Origin of the sequence: Lysinibacillus sp. GJ-1 (assembly GCF_021166035.1) — a bacterium.
Lineage (GTDB): Bacteria > Bacillota > Bacilli > Bacillales_A > Planococcaceae > Lysinibacillus > Lysinibacillus sphaericus.
The window spans coordinates 4,553,695-4,576,534 of record NZ_CP088912.1 but is presented as its reverse complement, the minus strand read 5'-3'; the positions used below and the strand labels follow the sequence as shown (position 1 = coordinate 4,576,534).

Genomic DNA, 22,840 nt, shown 5'->3' with positions numbered 1-22,840 from the left:
TTTCCTTTTTTTGTTGTGTTATATGTTTAATTCATTTACAACATTAATGAGTGAGTCAGAAGAAGAGGAGACGAGTGTTGCCCCTTGCGATAGCTCTGTAATTAAATTTGAAATGGCTGAAATATCCTTAGCCGTGTTTACATATTGTTGTTGAATACCTGATACTGCTTCAGCAATATCATTAAATGATTTCGAGAGGCTTGTTTGTGTATCAACGCTATGTTGGATTTTTTGATCCACATTGATAACTGAATTCGCCATTGTTGAAATATTACTTTCTGTTTCTTTTATCAGGTGTGACACGTTTTGCACAGCGCTTTTTGTTTCTTCTGCAAGCTTGCGGACTTCCTCTGCTACAACAGCAAAGCCTTTGCCATGCTCACCAGCACGAGCGGCTTCAATGGAAGCATTCAGTGCTAATAAATTTGTTTGGTCTGCAATACCGGTAACAAGTCCAACAATTTCAGAGATTTTTTGAGACGACGTACGCAATTGGTTCATCGTTACTTCAAGGCCATTAACACTTTGCAAAATAACATGTATTAAGTCATTTTGTTCTTGTAATTGCTGCTGTCCGCGTTTAGATTTGTCTTGTGTATCGGCAACGAAGTTCAAACCTTGTTTAGTGGCTACTGCAATATCATCCGTTTGAGAGGAGATGACTAAAAGGGAAGCGGCTGTTTCTTCGCTGATTGCATTTAACTCTTCTGCCGTACTTTGAATTGTAGTAACAAGTGCGTGCTTCGTTTTATCTGCAACGCTACGAATGCGTTCTTCTTCTTTTTCATAAGCCTCAATCACAAGTTGTTGTTCAAAGTTAATAAGTTTACAAAAGGCATTGATGGCACGGATAGCGTCATGCTTTGAAATATCTAAATCATTCGTAAAGTTTGTAAAAGTCGAAGTTAATGATTGGAATGAAGCGATATACCACTTTGATTGGAGCCCAATTCGAACATGTGTCTCAGCGATTGCCTTTCTTTCTTTAATGTAGTCGTCATTAATACGACTTTCGAACATATCACTTAGATGCTTATGTAAAGTAACTTTTAAACGGTCGATTTGTGATGTTCTGTTAATAATATCTAATAAATTTTGGCTTAAGCTAATCGCTGCATAAAATTGATCGACCATTTCAGGAATAACATTTTTCACTAATGGCTGCAATTGTTTAATGATGGCTAAATCTTCAGTAGTTAAGTCTAATAGTTGTAATTGTTTTTGTAACTTAGGATGATTAGAAACATCTAATTGTACTTGTTGTATAAACGCTTCTGGTGTTAGTGTAATTGAATAACCATAATTGTTCTTTTTTGAAAACCAACTCATTGTTGTCTGCTCCATTCTTTATAAATCCATAATAATATAGGTATCGAAGACGCTTTGTGTATATATTGTTAGGTTTGTAAATTTGGTGAATATATGGTATTTAATCTATTCTACTATTTTTTGTAGTGTATTTGGTTAAAAATTTCGTTTATTTCTATAATTTTTCACATTCTTGGCGGACATATTTCAGATTTACCTTTAAGCATTAGCGTTTCGCTCATAAAGCGTAATTTGAATTTCATTTAGGAAACATGTAAAATACGAACTGTTTAGCGTAACAAAAAATGTATGTGAAAGAAATCGTATTGAGGAGGTATTACATGGAGAAGAAGCGTTTTAAGTTTGTGATTCCTGTGATGGTAATTGTAGCAATTGGATCTGTTTATATGTTAACGAACTATTATGCAGAGGTACCTGACTTAAACCAACTATTAATAACGATTTGTGCAACACTAATATCGGGCGTACTGGCATACTTTTTATTCCCGCAGCAAGGTGAAAATAAAGTAGATGATCGAGGTCCCTATTAATTATAGTGGAGACATTTAAAAGTTCCCCAAGTAAAACCAACTATTTTTTAAAATTAAAAATCCGCGTTTTGCCTTCTGTGGGTAAAGCATGAGTTGCAACATGTACGAATGTAAGATGTTGTTCCTCATGTCTATTTTCCCTAGAGAGCTATGCGCGGATTTTGTTTTTCAAAAAAATTGTTTTGTTACTGCTTTAAGTTACGGTTTAAACAATTTGAACCAGCCTTTATATTTGAAAAATACCAACATAAATAGCCCAATCAATAGCATAATACCGAGAACGATAAAGTAGCTGTAACGGCCATGTAGTTCAGGCATATTATCAAAATTCATGCCATAAACTCCTGCTATAAATGTTAATGGAATGAAAATGGTGGAGACAATTGTAAGCATCATCATAATGCCATTCATTCGGCTAGAGTTCATAGCCATATAGCTATCACGCATATCTGCGGTCAGCTCACGATTAGATTCGACCATTTCCGTAAGTTTGACTAAATGGTCGTGAATATCCCCAAAGTAGGCTCTTTCTGATTTTTTTAGGGCAAAGCGATAAGAATTAAGTATACGGTATAATAGGTCGCGCATTGGTAAAATGGTGCGCCGTAAATGGAGTAAATCACTGCGGAATTCAAAAACAATTTGCATCGCATTTACATTACTTTGATAAGTTAATTCATCTTCAAGCGCATTCAAATGGTCCTCAATTTTATAGACGAGAGGGAAATAACTATCAACTATTTTATCAATCGTTTGATAGGTAAGGAAAAAAGTACCGCGTTCCCAATATTTCGGTTGCTCTTCTAAAAGCTTCTGTACTTTATCGATTTCAGGTGCTTCATTTTTGTGGAATGTCACAATAAAATGATCGGAAACGAAAATATTTAATTCCTCAGCAATTAACGTTTCTTCATTCAGTTTATGAATAACGAAAAAGTGATAGTCTTCATAAAAATCCAACTTTGGTCGTTGTAAACGCATTAAGCAGTCTTCAATCGCAAGCGGATGAAAGTGGAAAAATGTATCAAGCAATAGTTCTTCTTCAGTAGTTGGGCAACTAAAATCTACCCAATACCATTCGTAATGGTTTTGCTTAATGTTTTCAAGTGGAAAGTCCTTTATTAATTGTTGATCTTTCGTCATGGCCATCGTGCGAATCACGGCATTCACCTCAAATCTGTTTATCTCATTTTAAATAAGCACGAAGTCTCCCTTCAAAGCGTGAGAAGTAAAAGAAGACATGGGAAACGTCAGATCAAATACCCGTAGTACTTATAGTACACCACTAAGTTGCTAGGATGCATCAGGAAGGGATGGAACCTTACTCTTTATAGCATATCCAACCACCAAATAATGTCGTTGCAAAAAATCGTGATGGCTGTGTAAAGCCTGCCTGCTGTAGAAGCGTAACAATGTCATCTTCACGCATAAATGAAAGCGAGCGAATGGACTGCTCCATGCTAGCTAAATCAGTAGTGGAAAGTTTTGTGTGCTGCTGCCAATATGCGCGCCATAGGTCAAATTGTAGCTCTGTTTCAGAAGAGTTAAGCTGTCCATATTTAGAAACAAGCACAAATGGTGCCCCTGATTTTAAATGGCTTGCAATCCCTTTTAATGTAGCAAGCTTCTCCTCATAGGAATTAATAAAATGAAGTACAAGTATACAGCTAGCAGCATCAAACTTTGTTGCAGGGATTGGTGCAGTTAGCATGGTGCCTTGTAGTAATGAAATCGCATTTGGTAGTGAATGTAGACGGTTTTCTGCAATTTCCAACATGGCTTCAGATGGATCGATACCGACAAAGGACCACTGTGGCCTTTGTTCAGCTAACTGTAGTATTTCATTGCCACTGCCTGAACCAACAACTAAAAAACTAGCATTCTCTTGTAAAGCGGATTGATAAAAAGTTTTCGTTAAACGTAGCATCGTATCGTAACTCGGTAAAGTACGACGAATGCCTTTTTCATATTCGTTCGCAAGTGTGCTGTTAAATTCCATCTGTGTATCACATACCTTTCAAAATAATTTTAAAATTGTCGAAACGATTTGAAACTATTTAGCGTATTGCTCCGTAAATAATAGTATTAATAAAAAGACATATTAAAAAGGGAAGGTTGAATAGATGGAAACAAAATGGTCTAAGGTCATCATACATGCCAGTGCGTTTTTTGCGCCATTTTTAGTGCCGATTATATTTTTCTTAATTAGTTCGGAAGAAGAAGTGAAAAACGTTTCTGTGCAAGCTTTATTGTTCCAAATCGCAATGGGCGTACTAATTGTCATTGCCAGCATTTTAAGTATTGTATTAATTGGTTTACCTTTCTTACTAATATTTATCGCTATGGTATACATCGTACCAATTATCGGAATCGTAAAGGCTATTTCAGAGGAACCTTGGCGTTATCCGATTGTCGGTCGCTGGGTATAATTGATAAAGACGCAAGTATATGCAAAAAGCATATGCTTGCGTTTTTTCTATAAGCAAAAAGGGTACATTAAACGATAAGTACGTTTTCGAGTGGTTAAAATTTTTTTACAATCAATCAACGATAAAAATTGCTTTAGACATTTCTCTGTGCGAATTAATTGCAATTATTTTTAAGCGTTTTGTATAATATACTCAAAGATAGTCAAAGATAGTCAAAGTCAGTGAGGTAAGCGAGGTGTATTCCTAACATGCGTAATATTTCAGACATCATAGAAGGCTACTTAAAGCAAGTACTTGAATTAGGTGGAGAAGGGCATATTGAAATTAAACGAAGTGAAATTGCTGATAAATTTCAATGTGTGCCCTCACAAATAAATTATGTAATTAATACAAGATTTACAGCCGAGCGGGGTTACCTTGTTGAAAGTAAACGAGGTGGGGGTGGATACATTCGAATTTTACGTGTCCGTGCAAACTCACAAATTGATTTGATTGATGATGTGCTCCTACAAATTGAAGGTGGAGCCTCGCAAACAGTGGCGGAGGATTTAGTATATCGTTTAATTGACGAGCAGGTTATTTCAAAGCGAGAAGCGAAATTAATGTTAGCAGCGGTTGACCGTTCGACTTTAGATTTGCAGCTACCTTTACGGGACAGCATTCGAGCGAAAATTTTGCGAGCGATGTTAACCACTATAAAATACGAAAAGCAAAAGTAAAGAGGTGAGGGAAATGATTTGCGAACATTGCAAGCAGCGCAATGCGACAGTAACTGTGACACAAGTTCAAAATGGGCAGAAGGTGGAGCACCATTATTGCGATGTCTGTGCCTCGCAGTTCCATCCGTTCCATGCAGAGTTTAAACAAGAGCCTGTATCGATTCAACAATTGTTATCCAATTGGTTTGGCTCACCTACATGGCAAAAAGTTGGTGAAAAACAGCAAGCGCCACCTCAGCAACAAACATGTCCACAATGTGGATTTACGTATAAGCGATTTTTAAAAGAAGGTAAATTTGGATGTACCAGTTGCTATGACACATTTAGTGAGCATTTGCCAAAGCTATTTAATCGCATTCAAGCGGGGCCACAGCATATAGGAAAAATGCCTGGTGCTCGAAGCAATGTTTTTGTCATTAAAAAGCAAATTGAAGATATTCGAAAACGCATGAAGGCCGCTGTTGACGAGGAGCAGTTTGAAGAAGCAGCGAAGCTTCGCGACGAAGCAAAAAATCTCGAACAGCAGCTACAATTCGAAGGTGGTGATGTGTCATGATGATTGAATCGTTTTTAGCGCGAGCTACACCTGCATGGATGGAAATGGAGGATGATTATTCAGATATCGTCATCAGTACACGCATTCGGCTTGCTCGAAACTTAGACGGCTATCGTTTCCCTTTAGTTTTTTCAGAAAATGAAGCGTTACAAGTAGAGCAGGCTGTGACACATGCCATTCAAGACAGTCCGAAACTTCAAGAAAGATATTCTTATTTTTCCATAAAAGATTTAACACCGTTACAACGTCAAATTTTAGTTGAAAAGCATTTAATTAGTCCACAGCTTGCGAAAAAAGAGCAAGTCGGCTCCATGTTGCTATCTGAAGATGAATCAATTTGCATTATGGTGAACGAAGAAGACCATTTACGCATTCAATGTATGACGGCGAGTTTTCAACTTCAGAAGGCATACGAGGAAGCAAATAAAATTGATCGTGCCTTAGAAGGAGCCTTGCCATATGCATTTCGAGATACTTTCGGCTATTTAACAAGTTGCCCAACGAATATTGGTACTGGCTTACGTGCTTCGGTTATGATGCACCTTCCCGCACTTACACTGACAGGTCAGATGAATCAAATTATCAATGCAATGACACGTTTAGGGATGACTGTCAGGGGTATATACGGTGAAGGTAGCGAAAATTTAGGTAATGTTTACCAAGTATCGAATCAGATTACACTAGGTAAAACAGAAGAAGATATTTTAGCAGACATTCAAAGTGTTGCAGAAAAAATTATTCAAAAAGAACGGCAGGCAAGAAATAAGCTAATGGAAAAAGCGGAACTTGCCTTAGAAGATCGGATATACAGAGCTTTAGGTACATTAACGCATGCACGCATTTTAACAAGTGAGGAAGCGGCAACCTGTCTATCGAATGTTCGTTTAGGTGTAGATTTACAGTTGATTCAAAATATTAAAGCAACCACATTGAACGAGTGTGTGGTCAGTATGCAACCAGGGTTTTTACAGCACTATGCAGGAGAAGCTTTACCACCTGCTGAACGAGATCGAGTTCGAGCAAAAATGCTCCGAGAGGCATTATTTCTTGAAACAATGAGTAAGCCTACTATAGGGGGAAAAGGAGAGGATTCATATGATGTTTAATCGTTTTACACAACGCGCACAAAAAGTATTACAACTTGCACAGGAAGAGGCAATTCGTTGGAAGCACGAATCAATAGGAACAGAGCACATTCTTTTAGGGCTTATTCGTGAAGGCGGTGGTATTGCAGCGAAAGCATTAGAAGCCATCGATATTAGCCCTCAAATGATTGAAGCGGGGATTGAAGAGTTAGTTGGAAAAGGAACAGAGGATGTTGGACCAATCGTTCATTACACACCACGTGCCAAAAAGGTAATTGAACTATCTGTCGATGAATCACGTAAATTAGGTCATTCCTATATCGGTACGGAGCACTTACTGTTAGCGCTTATTCGTGAAGGTGAGGGGGTAGCCGCTCGTGTGTTAAACAATGCAGGTGTAGGCTTAAACAAAGCTCGTCAGCAAGTATTACTGTTGTTAGGCAATAATGATAACGCACAATCTGGACAACAAGCGACGCAGGCTGCAAATACGCCGACTTTAGATAGCTTGGCGCGCGATTTAACTCAAATTGCTCGTGAAGGTTCGCTAGACCCAGTGATTGGTCGCAGCAAGGAAATTACACGCGTTATTGAAGTACTATCACGCCGTACGAAAAATAACCCTGTGCTAATTGGTGAGCCTGGTGTAGGTAAAACGGCAATCGCTGAAGGCTTAGCACAACAAATTATTAACAACGAAGTACCAGAAATTTTGCGTGATAAACGTGTTATGACGCTTGATATGGGGACAGTTGTAGCCGGTACTAAATACCGTGGTGAATTTGAGGATCGCTTGAAAAAAGTGATGGATGAAATTCGACAAGCAGGTAATGTTATTTTATTCATTGATGAATTGCATACATTAATCGGTGCTGGAGGAGCAGAAGGTGCAATTGATGCATCAAACATTTTAAAACCATCCCTAGCACGTGGAGAATTACAATGTATTGGTGCTACAACATTAGATGAGTACCGCAAGTACATCGAAAAGGATGCAGCGTTAGAGCGCCGTTTCCAACCAATTCAAGTGGATGAACCAACTGTTGAAGAAGCAATTCAAATTATTCACGGTTTACGCGATCGCTATGAGGCGCATCACCGTGTGAAAATTACAGATGAAGCAATTGAAGCAGCGGCAAAAATGAGTGATCGTTATATTTCAGACCGTTTCTTGCCTGATAAAGCCATCGACTTAATCGATGAAGCAGGGTCAAAAGTTCGCTTACGTTCATTTGCGGTGCCACCAAACTTAAAAGCACTAGAAGATAAACTTGAAAATGTTCGTTCTGAAAAAAATGCGGCTGTGTCTGGTCAGGAATTTGAAAAGGCTGCTTCGTTAAGAGATACAGAGCAAAAGCTAAAAGACGAAATTGAAACGACACGTAAAACATGGAAAGAAGAACAAGGCAAAGCAGAATCGAAAGTGACAGTTGACGATGTGGCAGCAGTCGTTTCTATGTGGACTGGGATACCAGTAGCTAAAATTGCCCATGAAGAATCAGCTAAACTATTACAACTTGAAGAAGAGTTACACAAGCGTGTTGTTGGTCAAGGCGAGGCAGTCGAGGCAATTTCTCGTGCAATTCGACGTGCAAGAGCTGGTTTAAAAGATCCAAAACGTCCAATCGGTTCATTTATTTTCCTTGGTCCTACAGGGGTGGGGAAAACAGAACTTGCTAGAGCGCTGGCAGAAGTAATGTTCGGTGATGAAGATGCGATGATTCGCGTTGACATGTCTGAATATATGGAGAAACATTCGACTTCACGTTTAGTCGGCTCACCTCCTGGTTATGTAGGTTTTGATGATGGTGGTCAGTTAACAGAAAAAGTTCGACGTAAACCATATTCTGTTGTGCTTCTTGATGAAATTGAGAAAGCTCATCCAGATGTTTTCAATATTTTACTTCAAGTGCTGGAAGATGGTCGTTTAACAGATTCTAAAGGACGTGTCGTTGATTTCCGTAATACGGTTGTTATTATGACTTCAAACGTCGGTGCGGATGCGCTAAAATATCAAAAAAATCTTGGCTTCAGCTTAGGAAGCTCAGAGTCGAAACATAAAGATATGAAGGGCACAATGCTTGAAGAATTGAAAAAAGCATTCCGTCCTGAATTCCTAAACCGTATCGACGAAATGATTGTGTTCCATTCATTAGAAAAAGAACACTTAAAAGAAATCATTTCAATGATGGCCAATACGCTAACAAAACGTCTGCAAGAACAAGATATTACGTTAGAGTTAACAGATGCAGCACTCAATAAAATTGCAGATGAAGGCTACGACCCTCAATATGGTGCTCGTCCACTCCGTCGTGCATTGCAAAAACAAGTGGAAGACCGTCTATCGGAAGAACTGCTGAAAGGCAATGTAGAAAAAGGAAACCAAGTCGTCATTGATTATGTGAATGATGAATTCGTCGTGAAGAAAAAAGAAGGCGTTTCAATTTCCAAATAAGCGGTTAGCCTATTTAACAAGCATAAATTCGGAAGACAGCGAGGCATATCGTGCCAAGCTGTCTTTTTTTATGTAAAATGAAAATAAGAACAAATATTCGAGGTGGTATGATGGCGAAGAAAAAAACTAAATTTGTCTGTACAGGTTGTGGCTATGAATCGGCAAAGTGGATGGGACGCTGTCCAGGATGTGGCGAATGGAATAAAATGGTTGAGGAAGTGGAGGTTGTAGCGAAAGGTCCTAGAGGAGCATTCCAACACTCTGCAACCGTCACGCAAAAAGCTGTACCTATTATCCAAGTAGAAGCGGCAGAGGAGTCCCGTGTAGCTACAGAAATGGGTGAACTCAATCGTGTCTTGGGCGGAGGAATTGTTCCGGGATCTCTAGTGTTAATCGGGGGTGATCCGGGTATCGGAAAATCGACATTGCTATTACAGGTGTCTGCGTTATTGTCCAATAAAGGTCATCGTGTGCTCTATATTTCTGGTGAGGAATCCATTCGACAAACGAAACTGCGTGCAGAGCGTTTAGGGGTTGTATCTCAAGAGCTGTATATATATTCGGAGACGAATTTAGAATTGTTAAATCAAACAATCGACGATGTACAACCAAAGTTTGTTATTGTGGATTCTATCCAAACGGTGTTCCATCCAGAGGTGACAAGTGCGCCAGGTAGTGTATCGCAAGTACGTGAATGTACAGCGGAGCTAATGCGGATAGCGAAAACAAAAGGCATTGCCATTTTCTTAGTTGGACATGTGACGAAGGAAGGGCAAATTGCGGGACCGCGTATTTTAGAGCATATGGTAGATACAGTGCTGTATTTCGAAGGAGAACGACATCACAACCACCGTATTTTACGGAGCCAAAAAAACCGCTTTGGCTCTACAAATGAAATAGCTATCTTTGAAATGCTTCAGGGGGGCTTAAAGGAAGTTTTGAATCCGTCTGAGCTATTTTTACAGGAACGTTCACAAGGTGCAGCAGGTTCAACAATCGTGGCATCGATGGAGGGAACAAGGACAATTTTAGTAGAAATCCAATCACTTGTAACCCCTACAAGCTTTAATTATCCGAAACGGATGGCAACAGGGGTGGACCAAAACCGTGTGCAATTGCTTATGGCAGTGCTTGAAAAGCGCATGGGCCTAATGTTACAGGCACAAGATGCATATATTAAAGTTGCTGGCGGAGTAAAGCTAGATGAACCTGCCATTGACTTAGCTGTCTTGACGAGTATTGTGTCTAGCTTTAAGGATCAGGCAGTACGGGGAACAGATTGCTTTATTGGAGAAGTAGGGTTAACAGGAGAGGTTCGTCGTGTCACACGAATTGAACAACGTGTGCTAGAGGCGGCAAAGCTAGGGTTTAAGCGAGCATTTATCCCTGCTTCTAATATTGGCGGTTGGGATTTCCCACAAGGTATTGAAATAGTTGGTGTGGAAACAATTAAAGATGCATTAAATGCCTGCTTTAGAGAGCTTTAAAGACATGCAGTAATGCGTCACCATGTTGCGTCACACTAGGCGTCTGTTGCTAGATGATGAAGTAATTTCAACTAAAATAAATGCATGTTGGGCGACATCCTAGCATGCATTTTTACTTCATAGGTGCAACAATCATTAATTTCATGAAATTGGATAACAATTATTGTGGAAATTAGGCATCTCTTAAGCCTTCCATAACGTCCAATAAACTGAAGGAAATTTAATAATGTTTTGATGAGCTCAAAAAAGATTTTCTACAGTAAAATATGTATAATCGAATATAAGAATTGGAGGTGACAGTATGAAAAAATTTATTCAAATTGCTTTTTTACTGATTGGAGGAGCTTTAGGCCTTGTTTTCTTACCGCCATTATACGAATTGCTTCATTTATCATCTAATCCTTGGCTTGATAATCCTTACGTATCAGTTGCTTTAGGTGCGTTTTTACTATTTACATTATCATTTGCTTTTTCCGATTATTTTGTTCGGCTAATTAGCTGGATGGAAGAGGTGCTTTTTAAAGTGCCGGTTGGAGATTTATTATTTGGTACGCTTGGGTTAATTGTAGGACTTATCGTAGCCTATTTCCTAGGCTTTGCGATTGATAGCGTTCAAATTCGCGGTATTTCAGAAGTAATTCCAATTATCTTATCTTTTGTACTTGGATATTTGGGATTCCGTGTAGGTTTTAAAAAGCGAGATGAGTTACTTCAGTTATTTACCTTACGTGGGAATAATGCAAAGAAAAAAGCTGCTGAAGGGATTGACGTACCAGAAAATCGCGGTAGTTATAAATTGCTAGATACCAGCGTTATTATTGATGGGCGTATAGCGGATATTTCGGAAACAGGTTTTATTGAAGGCGTTTTGGTTGTACCGCAGTTTGTATTAACTGAGCTACAGCATATTGCAGATTCCTCAGATACATTAAAACGTACAAGAGGTCGCCGTGGTTTGGATATATTAAAGAAACTGCAAGATGAACGTATGACAAAAGTAGAAATTACCGAAGAAGATTTTGAAGATGTGCAGGAAGTGGATTTAAAACTTGTACGTCTTGCAAAGAAAATGGATAATGATACACAAATTGTGACGAATGACTTCAACTTGAACAAAGTATGTGAATTACATCAGGTGAAAGTACTGAACATTAATGATTTGGCAAATGCAGTGAAACCAGTTGTGATTCCTGGAGAAGATATGCAAGTGGTCGTTATTAAAGATGGGAAAGAGCATAACCAAGGTGTGGCTTATTTGGATGATGGCACGATGATTGTTGTAGAAGGAGGCCGCAATTATATCGGACAGGCCATTACTGTAACGGTAACGAGCGTTCTACAAACATCTGCAGGTCGAATGATTTTTGCTAAGCCAAAGGACGATTAGGAAGTGGACAATGTGCAGTATGAAGTAGTGCTTCCGGCAGCTGGCAGCGGCAAGCGAATGGGAGCAGGTCAAAATAAATTATTTTTAGAGCTTTTAGAGAAACCGATTTTAATACACACATTAGAGGTATTTGAGCAAGATGAAAACTGTACTGGCATTTGGCTTGCGGTGAAACCTGAAGAACGTGCTGTTATTCAAAAGATGCTAGCAAACTATGGAATCTCTAAGGTCAAAGGCTTGCCTGATGGTGGAGCAGAGCGACAGCATTCAGTGCATGCTTGTATGAAAGAAATGGAGCAGGTTGATATTGTTTTAGTGCATGATGCAGCCCGCCCATTTATTACGCACGATATTATTGCAAACCTTGTACAAAGTGCGAATAATTTTGGTGCTGCAATCGCTGGTGTTCGTGCAAAGGACACAATGAAAAAAGTGCGTAATGGCATCATTGAAGAAACGGTGGACCGTGAAAGCTTATGGATGATTCAAACGCCTCAAGCCTTCCGCTTCGATTTGATAGTAGAAGCGGAAGATGTGGCTGAGAAAGTGGGCTTCCTCGGAACAGATGAGGCGATGTTAGTCGAGCGACTTGGTCATGAGGTGCACATTGTTGAAAGCAACTATGAAAACGTAAAGATGACAACAAAAGAAGATTTACTTTTTGGTGAAGCTATTTTACGTAAACGAGCGTTGAAGAATAATGTATAATCGCTTTAAAATCTCATCAGCAGAAGTAGCTGATGAGGTTTTTTTATACGATGGTAAACAAACTATAATATGTGGACTATAGTCGTTACGGACAGCTCAATTTCCTAGGAAATATGTTAAACTGTCTATAAATAGAAAATAAAAAAGGCAGGTGAATGCTGTTGCAATGGTCACTGTTGTAACGGCAGTATTGTATGTTTCGAGTAGGACAAGGTTTTGACGTACATGCATTTGAAGAAGGGCGTCCATTAATTATTGGTGGTATTACAATACCGCATGAAAAGGGTCTAGTAGGGCATTCGGATGCGGATGTCTTATTGCACACAGTAACTGATGCTGCGCTGGGGGCGATTGGAGAAGGGGATATTGGGCGACATTTTCCAGATACAGACCCAGAATGGAAGGATGCTGATTCAGCAAAGTTGCTAGAGTATATTTGGAAAATCGTTGAGGACAAAGGCTATGTGCTTGGCAATGTTGACTGCACAATTATGGCGCAACGTCCGAAAATGGCGCCTTATATTGAACAAATGAGAAATCGCATTGCAACTCTATTAAACGCTGATGCATCACAAGTAAATGTAAAAGCGACAACTACTGAACGACTTGGCTTTACAGGACGTGAAGAAGGCATTGCTTCAATGGCAACAATTTTACTGATTAAAAAATAAAAAAATGGCGCGTGTCCACTTGAAAAACACGCGTTACTTTAATTTCCTATACTACAGTGGTAAAATGAACAAAGTTAATAAGGTCGGAATTATTTTCAGACGAATATTTAGGAGGCATTTAATTATGACGAAAGAAGTTCGCGTTCGTTACGCGCCATCACCAACTGGATTTTTACATATTGGCGGTGCACGTACTGCGTTATTCAACTATTTATATGCAAAACATCATAACGGTAAATTCATCGTGCGTATTGAAGATACGGATATTGAGCGTAATGTAGAAGGTGGAGAAGCGTCTCAGTTAGATAACTTAAAATGGTTAGGTATCGAATATGACGAATCCATCGACATTGGTGGGCCTTATGCACCTTATCGTCAAATGGAACGCTTAGATATTTACAAAGAGCATGCTGAAAAGTTATTACAACAAGGCACAGCGTATAAATGTTTCTGTTCATCAGAAAAATTAGAAGCATCTCGTGAAGAACAAAAAGCTCGTGGTGTTGCAGCACCTACTTATGATGGAACTTGCCGTCATTTATCAGCGGAAGAAGTAGCGGCTAAAGAAGCGGCTGGCGAACAATATACAATTCGTATGCGTGTACCTGAAAACGTAACATATGAATTTGATGATTTAGTACGTGGACATGTAGCGTTCGAATCGAAAGATGTGGGCGACTGGGTACTTGTGAAAGCAAACGGTATTCCAACTTACAATTACGCAGTAGTATTAGATGACCACTTTATGGAAATCTCTCATGTGTTCCGTGGTGAAGAGCATTTATCAAACACACCAAAACAAATGATGATCTTCGATGCATTTGGCTGGGAGTATCCTCGCTTTGGACATATGACATTAATCATCAACGAAAATCGCAAAAAGCTATCAAAACGAGACGAATCCATTATCCAATTCGTAACGCAATATAAAGACCTTGGTTACTTACCAGAAGCGATGTTCAATTTCTTTGCTTTACTTGGTTGGTCTCCAGAAGGTGAAGAAGAGATTTTCTCTAAAGAAGAATTTATTAAAATCTTTGATGAGAAGCGTTTATCGAAATCACCATCTATGTTTGATAAGCAAAAGCTGACTTGGATGAATAATCAATACATCAAAAAATTATCTTTAGAAGAAGTAGTGGCATTATCTTTACCGCACTTACAAAAAGCAGGCTTATTACCAGAAGCGTTAACAGCAGAAGAGCGCGCTTGGGCAACAGATTTAATCGCACTTTACCATGAACAAATGAGCTTTGGTGCTGAAATCGTGGAACTGTCAAGCCTATTCTTTAACGATCATATTGAATATGATGAAGAAGCAAAAGCCGTTTTAGCTGGCGAGCAAGTACCAGAGGTAATGGCTGCATTTAAAACACAACTTGAAAATTTAGAAGAATTTACACCTGAAACTGTCAAAGCAGCTATCAAAGCTGTACAAAAAGAGACAGGTCATAAAGGTAAAAATCTATTTATGCCAATCCGTGTTGTGACGACTGGTGAAACACACGGTCCAGAGTTACCAAATGCGATTTGTTTAATTGGTAAAGAGAAAACAATTGACCGTGTAGAAAAATACGCGAAGTAATAGAATTTTATTGACAATTTATATTGTCGATGTAAAATGAATGTACATTGTGAAAGCGTTGATAAGGAGAAGTACGTAGCGCATGCTCTAAAGAGAGGACCATCACCGGCTGAAAGTGGTCTGAGCCAAGGCAAAACCGAAATGCACCTTTGAGCATAGAGCTGAACATTAGTAGGCTCTATCGGTTCGTTCCCGTTATAGGACGTCCAAAGTGGAAGGCTTTTGCCTTCAATCAGAGTGGAACCGCGCAAATTTCAGCGTCTCTGTCATTCCTTTATGGGAATGATAGGGGCGCTTTTTATTTTTTTAAAAAAATTCATGTGTTAGATGTAAGAGGGCAATCATTACTAATAACAATAGGTTTTAAGGCTATTCATTGTGCGGGGTGTAGGATTTAAGGTCGCAAGTTTGAGGTCATGACACACATTGTAACGAAAAGGGGGAGTTTTAATGTTTAAAAGAATGAAGGAAGATGTAGATACTATTTTTGAGAATGACCCAGCGGCGCGCAGTGTACTGGAAGTCGTGTTAACATATTCAGGCTTGCATGCTACATGGGCGCATCGTATTGCACACTGGTTTTTTAAAAGACGTTTTTATTTTATCGCACGTGTAATTTCACAAATTAGTCGTTTCTTTACAGGAATTGAAATACATCCTGGTGCTAAAATTGGTCGACGCTTCTTTATCGACCATGGGATGGGAGTAGTTATAGGGGAAACGTGTGAAATAGGCGATAATGTTACCCTTTATCAAGGTGTTACACTAGGTGGTACAGGGAAAGAAAAAGGAAAGCGCCATCCGACATTAGAAGATAATGTGTTAGTTGCCACTGGTGCCAAAGTATTGGGTTCTATTACAATTGGTGAGAATAGTAAAATTGGCGCAGGTTCAGTCGTTTTAAAAGAAGTGCCACCGAACGCTACGGTAGTAGGGATTCCTGGTAAAGTTGTGATGAAAGATGGCGTTCGTTTAGAGAAAAAACTAGACCATCAAAATATTCCTGACCCTGTAGAGGAACGTTGTCAAGGTTTCGAGAAGCAAATCGCAGCATTGCAAGAAGAAATCGGGCGCTTACAAAAGGAGAGAGAAAAACAATGAGTATTCAAATTTTTAACTCATTAACAAGACAAAAAGAAACGTTCGTACCGCTAGAAGAAGGAAAAGTTAAAATGTATGTTTGCGGTCCGACGGTTTATAACTATATTCATATTGGGAATTCACGTCCTGTCATTGTTTATGATACGGTTCGACGCTATTTCCAATATAAAGGTTACGATGTGAAATTCGTCTCTAATTTCACGGATGTCGACGATAAGATTATTAAAGCAGCTAATGAGCTCGGTGAAGAAGTTCATGAACTTACAGATCGTTTCATTGCCGCATATTTTGAAGATGTGACTGCATTAGGTTGCAAAAAGGCAGATGTCCATCCTCGTGTAACGGATCACATGGATGATATTATTGACTTTATTAAAGTGTTAATCGACAAAGGTTATGCATATGAGTCAGCGGGCGATGTCTATTACCGAACTCGAAAATTCAATGGTTACGGTAAATTATCACATCAATCGGTAGATGATTTGAAAATTGGTGCACGTATCGAAGCGGGCGAGAAAAAGGATGATGCATTAGATTTTGCATTATGGAAAGCAGCAAAGCCTGGCGAAATCTATTGGGAAAGTCCTTGGGGCAACGGCCGTCCAGGATGGCATATTGAATGCTCTGTGATGGCGCGTGAGCATTTAGGTGATACAATTGATATACATGCAGGTGGTCAAGATTTAACATTCCCGCATCATGAAAATGAAATAGCGCAATCCGAAGCGCATAATGATACAACATTTGCGCGTTACTGGATGCATAATGGATATATTAATATCGATAATGAAAAAATGTCAAAATCCCTTGGTAATTTTGTGCTCGTGAACGATATCCGTAAACAAATCGACCCGCAAATTTTACGATTCTTTATGTTATCTGTTCACTATCGCCACCCAATTAACTTTGCAAAGGATTTAGTAGATGCTGCAGCAACAGGTTTAGAGCGTATTCGTACTGCATACAACAATGTTAAGTACCGCCTATCTGCAACTGCAAGTCTCGGCGATTGCTCAGAGGAATGGCTCCGTCAAATTGCTCAACAAAAGGCGCAGTTTGAGGAAGCGATGGATGATGATTTCAATACGGCGAATGCTATTTCAGTATTATTTGAATTAGCGCGTATTGCAAATATTTACTTGAATGAAACAAATACGGATGAGAAAGTGTTATTAACTTTTATTGAAACTTTTGAGGTATTAGGTGACGTCTTAGGTATTGAATTTGCTAAAGAAGCTGAACTACTGGACGAAGAAATTGAAGCATTGTTACAAGAACGCGTAGAAGCGCGCAAAAACCGTGACTTTGCCCGTTCAGATGAAATTCGTGACCATTTACAAGCGCAAGGTATCATTTTAGAAGATACACGCCAAGGGACAAGATGGAAACGAGGGTAAGTAACTTGGATAAACTCCGAAATGAAGATGTGAAGCAATTAAATGCATTAGCGCTTGCATATATGGGAGATGCGGTTTTAGAACAGAAGGTACGGGAGTATTTACTGCGTAGCGGACGCGTAAAACCGAACACACTCCATAGAGAAGCAACGCATTATGTATCAGCAAAGGCACAGTCAACAATTGTACATCGCATGATGGATGAAAACTTTTTAACAGAGCAGGAATTGGCAGTGTTCCGACGTGGACGCAATGCCAAATCCGGTTCTGTTCCCAAAAATACAGATGTACAAACTTATCGCAATAGTTCAGGCTTTGAAGCGGTACTTGGAAGCTTGTACTTACTAGGTGAATTAGAACGCGTTTATGCCATCATTGCATACGCTATTCAAATAATCGAGGAATTAAAAGGAGTGTCAAAATAATGGCAGAACAAAATGGTGAAATTATTGCCGGTAAAAACCCAGTGTTAGAAGCACTTCGTTCAGGCCGCGATATGAATAAAGTATGGATTGCAGAAGGTGTAAAAAAATCAGGGGTCAATGAACTGCTTGATTTAGCGCGCGAACGAGGCATCATTGTACAGTTTGTACCGAAAAAAAAGGTCGATCAATTATCAGATGCTAACCATCAAGGAATTGTGGCATCTGTAGCAGCATATAGCTATGCAGAACTAGACGATTTATTTGCAGCGGCACAAAACAAACAAGAAGATCCATTTTTCTTAATTTTAGATGAGTTAGAAGACCCGCATAATTTAGGCTCTATTATGCGAACTGCAGATGCAATTGGCGTACATGGTATTATTATTCCAAAGCGTCGCTCAGTGAGCTTAACAGCAGTTGTGGCGAAAGCGTCAACAGGCGCCATCGAGCATGTACCTGTCGTGCGTGTTAATAACCTAGCCCAAACAGTCGATGAGTTAAAAGAACGGGGCGTATGGATTGCTGGTACGGATGCAAAAGGCTCTGCGGATTATCGCAAAATGGATGCAACTCTACCGCTTGCTATTATTATTGGTAGTGAGGGTAAAGGGATGGGGCGCCTACTAAAAGAGAAATGTGACTTTTTATATCATCTGCCTATGGTTGGGCATGTCACATCATTAAATGCTTCTGTAGCTGCGGCGCTTTTAATGTATGAAGTGTATCGTAAACGTCAAGAAGCGAATGACTAACGATGAAGAACATTTTGCTTGTTGACGGCTATAATATGATCGGAGCTTGGAAAGAGCTACGTCCATTACGTGACACGAACTTTGAAGATGCACGTAAGCGTCTAATTGAGCTTATGGCAGAATATAAAGCGGCGATAGGGTGGCGCGTGATAGTTGTTTTTGACGCCCATCTTGTGCCGGGCGTGGAGCAATCTTATATAGAAAATGGCGTCGAGATTATTTATACAAGGAAAAATGAAACAGCAGATGAACGCATTGAAAAGATGACACAAGAACTAAAAGCAAGACATATTCAAATTCACGTGGCGACTTCCGATATGGCTGAACAAAGTGTTATTTTTGGCAATGGTGCACTACGCAAATCGGCAAGAGAGCTTGAAATTGATTTAAGCATTATTCAACATAAAATTTCTCATGATGTAAAACGTAAGCAGGATAGCAAGCCACCTTCACGTATAGAGCTAAAGCCAGATGTGGCACTTGCTTTTGAAAAATGGCGCCGTGGTTTGAAATGATTGATTGACTGATATTTTCCAATTCCGTTATACTGTTCCTAATTATCTGTTGCAGCTGAGGTGATACCATGTTTAAAAATAGTATTGTACAAGTGACACAAGATTTTGAACGATTCAATGATGAAGAGCTTATTGAAATGGTGCATCAAGGTAATACAGATGCGTTGGATTTTTTAATTACAAAATACCGTTTGCTAGTAAGAGCAAAGGCGAGATCCTATTTTTTAATTGGTGCTGATAAAGAAGACATAGTACAAGAAGGAATGATTGGCTTGTATAAAGCTGTCCGTGATTTTAAAGGGGACAAGCTAGCTTCTTTTCGAGCTTTTGCGGAGTTATGTATTACAAGACAAATTATTACTGCAATTAAAACAGCAACAAGGCAAAAACACATTCCACTGAATTCCTATGTTTCGTTAGACAAGCCTATTTTTGATGAGGAATCTGATCGTACATTAATGGATGTATTAACAGGGGCGATTATGGATGATCCAGAAGAGTTAATGATTCATAGAGAAGAGTTTGGTTATTTAGAAGAAAAAATGAGTGAGATTTTAAGTGAATTAGAGCTACAAGTGCTAGCTCTCTATCTAGATGGGCAATCCTATCATGAAATTTCTGCAAAACTGAATCGCCATGTGAAGTCAATTGACAATGCTTTGCAACGAGTAAAGCGGAAATTAGAGCGACATTTAGTGCTCGAGGAAATGTCGTAGAGGTCACTTACCCTTGTTGACATTGACAATTTTAGGTGTTAGTCTTTAAAAGACAAAGTGCCAAAAAAGGTGATTACATGACAAAGAAAGTCGTGCTAAATTGTGAAAAATGCGGTTCGAGAAATTACACATTTCCTGCTAAGGGAGATTCTACTGTACGCCTCGAATTAAAGAAATTTTGCTCGCATTGCAATGAACATACAGTGCATAAACAAACGCTATAAAATATTTTGTAAATAGACAGATATGATTGATTCGGAGGTTAGGCTAGAATGGGTAAGATTAAAAGTTTTTTCAGCGACGTAATGTCGGAAATGCGAAAAACTAGCTGGCCAAAAAGTAAAGAACTGACGAAATATACAGTCGTTGTAATTTCAACTGTAGTAATTATGGCTTTATTTTTTGTGTTAGTAGACTTAGGTATTTCATCATTATTCCGCTGGTACTTAGATTTATAATTAGAAAAGAGCATGTTAATACTTTTGAAAATAGCCCGTCCTTTCCAATAACGGGTTTTTTCGTTTGTTTTATGAAGTAAAGAGCAGTAAAATGTTCTCATTATGATAAGCGTGCTACTAGTAAAAGTATGCTGGTAGCAATAGATGACTATGCTAATTAGGTATTTATCATCGGGCTTTCGCTTGCTATGGCGAAAGCTATGTTTTTCTATTGAGAAGCTTGTGAAAAGAATAAAGGATGCAAAATTGCATATCGCGATCATTTTCACTTTTATTAGTAAGGGAGGGACGGACGAGTAGTCCTAGCAGTTATGGAGAAAAATTGGTATGTTGTTCATACGTATTCAGGGTATGAGAACCGTGTAAAAGCAAACCTAGAAAAACGTGTTGAAACAATGGGGATGCAAGATAAAATCTTCCGTGTTATCGTGCCTGAGCATGAGGAAACAGAAATGAAAGACGGCAAAAAGCGCACAATGATGCGTAAAGTTTTCCCTGGTTATGTCCTAGTAGAACTCATTATGACAGATGATTCTTGGTATGTTGTACGTAATACACCAGGAGTAACTGGCTTTATCGGTTCATCAGGTGGTGGAGCAAAACCAACACCGCTATTACCAGAGGAAGCGGATCGTCTATTACAACAAATGGGCATGACAGATAAAGTTGTTGAAATCGATATCACAGTTGGTGAAGCGGTTGAAGTATTAGAAGGACCGTTTGCGCACTTCCAAGGGCGTGTTGAAGAAATTGACGCTGAAAAAGGAAAACTGAAAGTATCTGTAGATATGTTTGGTCGCGAAACGATTATGGAACTGGATTTTGAGCAAATTCAAAAATTATAACTTTAAATTCTAGTAACTAATTAGTGTATGGTTGAGCGTATAACGCAAATTTTGTTAATTACTACTTGCTTAAAAAAATTAAAAGTGGTATCATTTCAAAGGTCAGACTGTCAAACTTCGGTTGACGTCTGTAATGATAATTTTAATGTTATCGGCACTTAGCTGACAGACAGATATTGAGTGGGAGGGGCAACCCAATTACCACATCACGGACTTAAGGAGGTGTGTCTCGTGGCTAAAAAAGTTATTAAAGTTGTTAAACTTCAAATCCCTGCTGGTAAAGCAAACCCAGCTCCACCGGTTGGTCCTGCATTAGGTCAAGCAGGTGTGAACATCATGGGATTCTGTAAAGAGTTCAATGCGCGTACTGCTGATCAAGCTGGTCTTATTATTCCGGTTGAAATTTCAGTATTCGAGGACCGTTCTTTCACTTTCATTACGAAAACTCCACCTGCAGCAGTTTTACTTAAAGTAGCAGCTGGTATCCAATCTGGATCTGGTGAACCAAACCGTAAAAAAGTTGCAACGGTTAAACGTGATAAAGTTCGCGAAATCGCTGAAACTAAAATGCCAGACCTTAACGCTGCTTCAGTTGAAGCTGCTATGTTAATGGTTGAAGGTACTGCACGAAGCATGGGTATTGTTATCGAAGACTAATTCCCATTTACTTGATGTTTTTGTTTTTTGGAAGGTTGCGGAGTTTCTTTGTGAACGCGCAACCTTTATTCGTGGGAGGTAAAATCCGCTATAACCACAATCAAGGAGGAAATATATAATGGCTAAAAAAGGTAAAAAACTGCAAGATGCAGCGAAATTAATCGACCGTAACAACGTATACGGCGCACAAGAAGCAATCGAACTTGCTCAAAAAACTAGCACAGTAAACTTCGACGCTACTGTAGAAGTTGCTTTCCGTTTAGGAATCGATACTCGTAAAAACGACCAACAAATCCGTGGTGCAGTAGTGCTACCAAACGGTACTGGTAAAACTCAACGCGTATTAGTATTCGCTAAAGGTGAAAAACTTAAAGAAGCAGAAGCTGCTGGCGCTGACTATGTAGGCGATGCAGAGTACATCCAAAAAATCCAACAAGGTTGGTTTGACTTCGATGTAATCGTAGCAACTCCTGACATGATGGGTGAAGTTGGTAAACTTGGTCGCGTATTAGGACCTAAAGGCTTAATGCCAAACCCTAAAACTGGTACAGTTACATTTGACGTAACAAAAGCAATCGAAGAAATCAAAGCTGGTAAAGTAGAATACCGCGCTGACAAAGCTGGTATTATCCACGCTCCTATCGGTAAAGTTTCTTTCGCAACAGAAAAACTTGTAGAAAACTTCTTAACTGTATTTGACGTTGTTCAAAAAGCAAAACCTGCTGCAGCTAAAGGTACTTACATGAAATCTGTAAATGTTACAACTACAATGGGCCCAGCTGTTAAAATTGACGCTGCTAACGTAGTAGTAAAATAATTTATTTATATAAATCGGTTGACAGCTATCCGCATCTTTGGTATGATGGATGCTGTTGTGAATCATCCATTTGTACCGTAGACAGTAGGAGTGACTTGTCACTTAATGTTCCTACCGAGGACATCGGAATTCGGATTCTTATTTTAAAGATGATGACTTTCAGCCTCTGTGTCTATATGACTCAGAGGCTTTTCTTTTGTCGGTATAAATGACCCA

At 39.1% G+C, this 22,840-nt stretch carries 25 protein-coding genes and 2 other annotated features; of the genes, 22 read left to right on the top strand and 3 right to left on the bottom strand.

The window, feature by feature from the left end; genetic code table 11:
* Window positions 1-18: 18 nt before the first annotated feature.
* Window positions 19-1,329: a globin-coupled sensor protein gene (locus LO754_RS22810; protein ID WP_024364405.1), complete on the bottom strand. Its 1,311-nt coding sequence runs from the start codon at window positions 1,327-1,329 to the stop codon at window positions 19-21.
* Between the two features lie 320 nt (window positions 1,330-1,649).
* Between LO754_RS22810 and LO754_RS22805 the strand changes: the two genes are divergently transcribed.
* On the top strand, window positions 1,650-1,859 hold the full coding sequence (locus LO754_RS22805) for a hypothetical protein (protein ID WP_024364404.1): 210 nt from the start codon (window positions 1,650-1,652) through the stop codon (window positions 1,857-1,859).
* 198 nt (window positions 1,860-2,057) lie between these two features.
* Here LO754_RS22805 and corA read toward each other — a convergent pair whose 3' ends face one another.
* Both corA and LO754_RS22795 read right to left on the bottom strand, forming a co-directional pair.
* On the bottom strand, window positions 2,058-3,020 hold the full coding sequence (corA, locus tag LO754_RS22800) for a magnesium/cobalt transporter CorA (protein ID WP_024364403.1): 963 nt from the start codon (window positions 3,018-3,020) through the stop codon (window positions 2,058-2,060).
* Window positions 3,021-3,180: 160 nt separating this feature from the next.
* Window positions 3,181-3,858, bottom strand: coding sequence for a class I SAM-dependent methyltransferase (locus LO754_RS22795; RefSeq protein WP_231785309.1), 678 nt, complete (start codon window positions 3,856-3,858; stop codon window positions 3,181-3,183).
* Window positions 3,859-3,982: 124 nt separating this feature from the next.
* Between LO754_RS22795 and LO754_RS22790 the strand changes: the two genes are divergently transcribed.
* The 21 genes from LO754_RS22790 (at window position 3,983) to rplA (ending at window position 22,624) form a co-directional block, all read left to right on the top strand.
* Window positions 3,983-4,288 (top strand): DUF4870 domain-containing protein, encoded by a 306-nt coding sequence (locus LO754_RS22790; RefSeq protein ID WP_024364401.1) that lies wholly within the window; start codon window positions 3,983-3,985, stop codon window positions 4,286-4,288.
* A 248-nt stretch (window positions 4,289-4,536) separates the two neighbouring features.
* Window positions 4,537-5,007 (top strand): CtsR family transcriptional regulator, encoded by a 471-nt coding sequence (locus LO754_RS22785; protein WP_024364400.1) that lies wholly within the window; start codon window positions 4,537-4,539, stop codon window positions 5,005-5,007.
* A 13-nt stretch (window positions 5,008-5,020) separates the two neighbouring features.
* A complete protein-coding gene (locus tag LO754_RS22780; protein WP_024364399.1) occupies window positions 5,021-5,563 on the top strand; it encodes a UvrB/UvrC motif-containing protein in 543 nt (180 codons plus the stop codon).
* On the top strand, window positions 5,560-6,669 hold the full coding sequence (mcsB, locus tag LO754_RS22775; RefSeq protein WP_024364398.1) for a protein-arginine kinase McsB: 1,110 nt from the start codon (window positions 5,560-5,562) through the stop codon (window positions 6,667-6,669). The genes LO754_RS22780 and mcsB overlap by 4 nt, the downstream gene beginning before the upstream one ends.
* Complete coding sequence (locus tag LO754_RS22770; RefSeq protein ID WP_231785308.1) at window positions 6,659-9,103, top strand: ATP-dependent Clp protease ATP-binding subunit; 2,445 nt, start codon at window positions 6,659-6,661, stop codon at window positions 9,101-9,103. The genes mcsB and LO754_RS22770 overlap by 11 nt, the downstream gene beginning before the upstream one ends.
* Window positions 9,104-9,213: 110 nt before the next feature.
* On the top strand, window positions 9,214-10,590 hold the full coding sequence (gene radA, locus LO754_RS22765; protein WP_231786375.1) for a DNA repair protein RadA: 1,377 nt from the start codon (window positions 9,214-9,216) through the stop codon (window positions 10,588-10,590).
* A gap of 301 nt (window positions 10,591-10,891) precedes the next feature.
* Complete coding sequence (locus LO754_RS22760; protein ID WP_024364395.1) at window positions 10,892-11,977, top strand: PIN/TRAM domain-containing protein; 1,086 nt, start codon at window positions 10,892-10,894, stop codon at window positions 11,975-11,977.
* 12 nt (window positions 11,978-11,989) lie between these two features.
* The gene (gene ispD, locus LO754_RS22755; protein ID WP_024364394.1) at window positions 11,990-12,685 is read left to right on the top strand and encodes a 2-C-methyl-D-erythritol 4-phosphate cytidylyltransferase; all 696 of its coding nucleotides are present in this window, start codon (window positions 11,990-11,992) and stop codon (window positions 12,683-12,685) included.
* Between the two features lie 194 nt (window positions 12,686-12,879).
* A complete protein-coding gene (ispF, locus tag LO754_RS22750; protein ID WP_024364393.1) occupies window positions 12,880-13,356 on the top strand; it encodes a 2-C-methyl-D-erythritol 2,4-cyclodiphosphate synthase in 477 nt (158 codons plus the stop codon).
* Between the two features lie 124 nt (window positions 13,357-13,480).
* Entirely contained in the window at window positions 13,481-14,941 is a 1,461-nt protein-coding gene (gltX, locus tag LO754_RS22745; protein ID WP_231785307.1) for a glutamate--tRNA ligase, read from the top strand.
* Window positions 14,942-14,990: 49 nt separating this feature from the next.
* Window positions 14,991-15,209 (top strand) — a binding site (T-box leader).
* Between the two features lie 182 nt (window positions 15,210-15,391).
* On the top strand, window positions 15,392-16,042 hold the full coding sequence (gene epsC, locus LO754_RS22740) for a serine O-acetyltransferase EpsC (RefSeq protein WP_024364391.1): 651 nt from the start codon (window positions 15,392-15,394) through the stop codon (window positions 16,040-16,042).
* Window positions 16,039-17,439, top strand: coding sequence for a cysteine--tRNA ligase (gene cysS / locus LO754_RS22735; RefSeq protein ID WP_025220848.1), 1,401 nt, complete (start codon window positions 16,039-16,041; stop codon window positions 17,437-17,439). The genes epsC and cysS overlap by 4 nt, the downstream gene beginning before the upstream one ends.
* 5 nt (window positions 17,440-17,444) lie before the next feature.
* The gene (locus LO754_RS22730; protein WP_024364389.1) at window positions 17,445-17,864 is read left to right on the top strand and encodes a Mini-ribonuclease 3; all 420 of its coding nucleotides are present in this window, start codon (window positions 17,445-17,447) and stop codon (window positions 17,862-17,864) included.
* A complete protein-coding gene (gene rlmB, locus LO754_RS22725) occupies window positions 17,864-18,616 on the top strand; it encodes a 23S rRNA (guanosine(2251)-2'-O)-methyltransferase RlmB (protein ID WP_024364388.1) in 753 nt (250 codons plus the stop codon). The genes LO754_RS22730 and rlmB overlap by 1 nt, the downstream gene beginning before the upstream one ends.
* A 2-nt stretch (window positions 18,617-18,618) precedes the next feature.
* The gene (locus LO754_RS22720; RefSeq protein ID WP_024364387.1) at window positions 18,619-19,131 is read left to right on the top strand and encodes an NYN domain-containing protein; all 513 of its coding nucleotides are present in this window, start codon (window positions 18,619-18,621) and stop codon (window positions 19,129-19,131) included.
* 68 nt (window positions 19,132-19,199) lie between these two features.
* Complete coding sequence (gene sigH / locus LO754_RS22715; protein WP_024364386.1) at window positions 19,200-19,847, top strand: RNA polymerase sporulation sigma factor SigH; 648 nt, start codon at window positions 19,200-19,202, stop codon at window positions 19,845-19,847.
* Window positions 19,848-19,924: 77 nt separating this feature from the next.
* On the top strand, window positions 19,925-20,071 hold the full coding sequence (gene rpmG / locus LO754_RS22710; protein WP_080653390.1) for a 50S ribosomal protein L33: 147 nt from the start codon (window positions 19,925-19,927) through the stop codon (window positions 20,069-20,071).
* A gap of 48 nt (window positions 20,072-20,119) precedes the next feature.
* Complete coding sequence (gene secE / locus LO754_RS22705; RefSeq protein ID WP_004233589.1) at window positions 20,120-20,305, top strand: preprotein translocase subunit SecE; 186 nt, start codon at window positions 20,120-20,122, stop codon at window positions 20,303-20,305.
* Between the two features lie 311 nt (window positions 20,306-20,616).
* A complete protein-coding gene (gene nusG / locus LO754_RS22700) occupies window positions 20,617-21,150 on the top strand; it encodes a transcription termination/antitermination protein NusG (RefSeq protein WP_024364385.1) in 534 nt (177 codons plus the stop codon).
* A 231-nt stretch (window positions 21,151-21,381) separates the two neighbouring features.
* A complete protein-coding gene (rplK, locus tag LO754_RS22695) occupies window positions 21,382-21,807 on the top strand; it encodes a 50S ribosomal protein L11 (protein WP_004233593.1) in 426 nt (141 codons plus the stop codon).
* Window positions 21,808-21,925: 118 nt separating this feature from the next.
* Window positions 21,926-22,624, top strand: coding sequence for a 50S ribosomal protein L1 (gene rplA, locus LO754_RS22690; RefSeq protein ID WP_024364384.1), 699 nt, complete (start codon window positions 21,926-21,928; stop codon window positions 22,622-22,624).
* A 57-nt stretch (window positions 22,625-22,681) separates the two neighbouring features.
* Window positions 22,682-22,828 (top strand) — a sequence feature (ribosomal protein L10 leader region).
* Window positions 22,829-22,840: the final 12 nt, after the last annotated feature.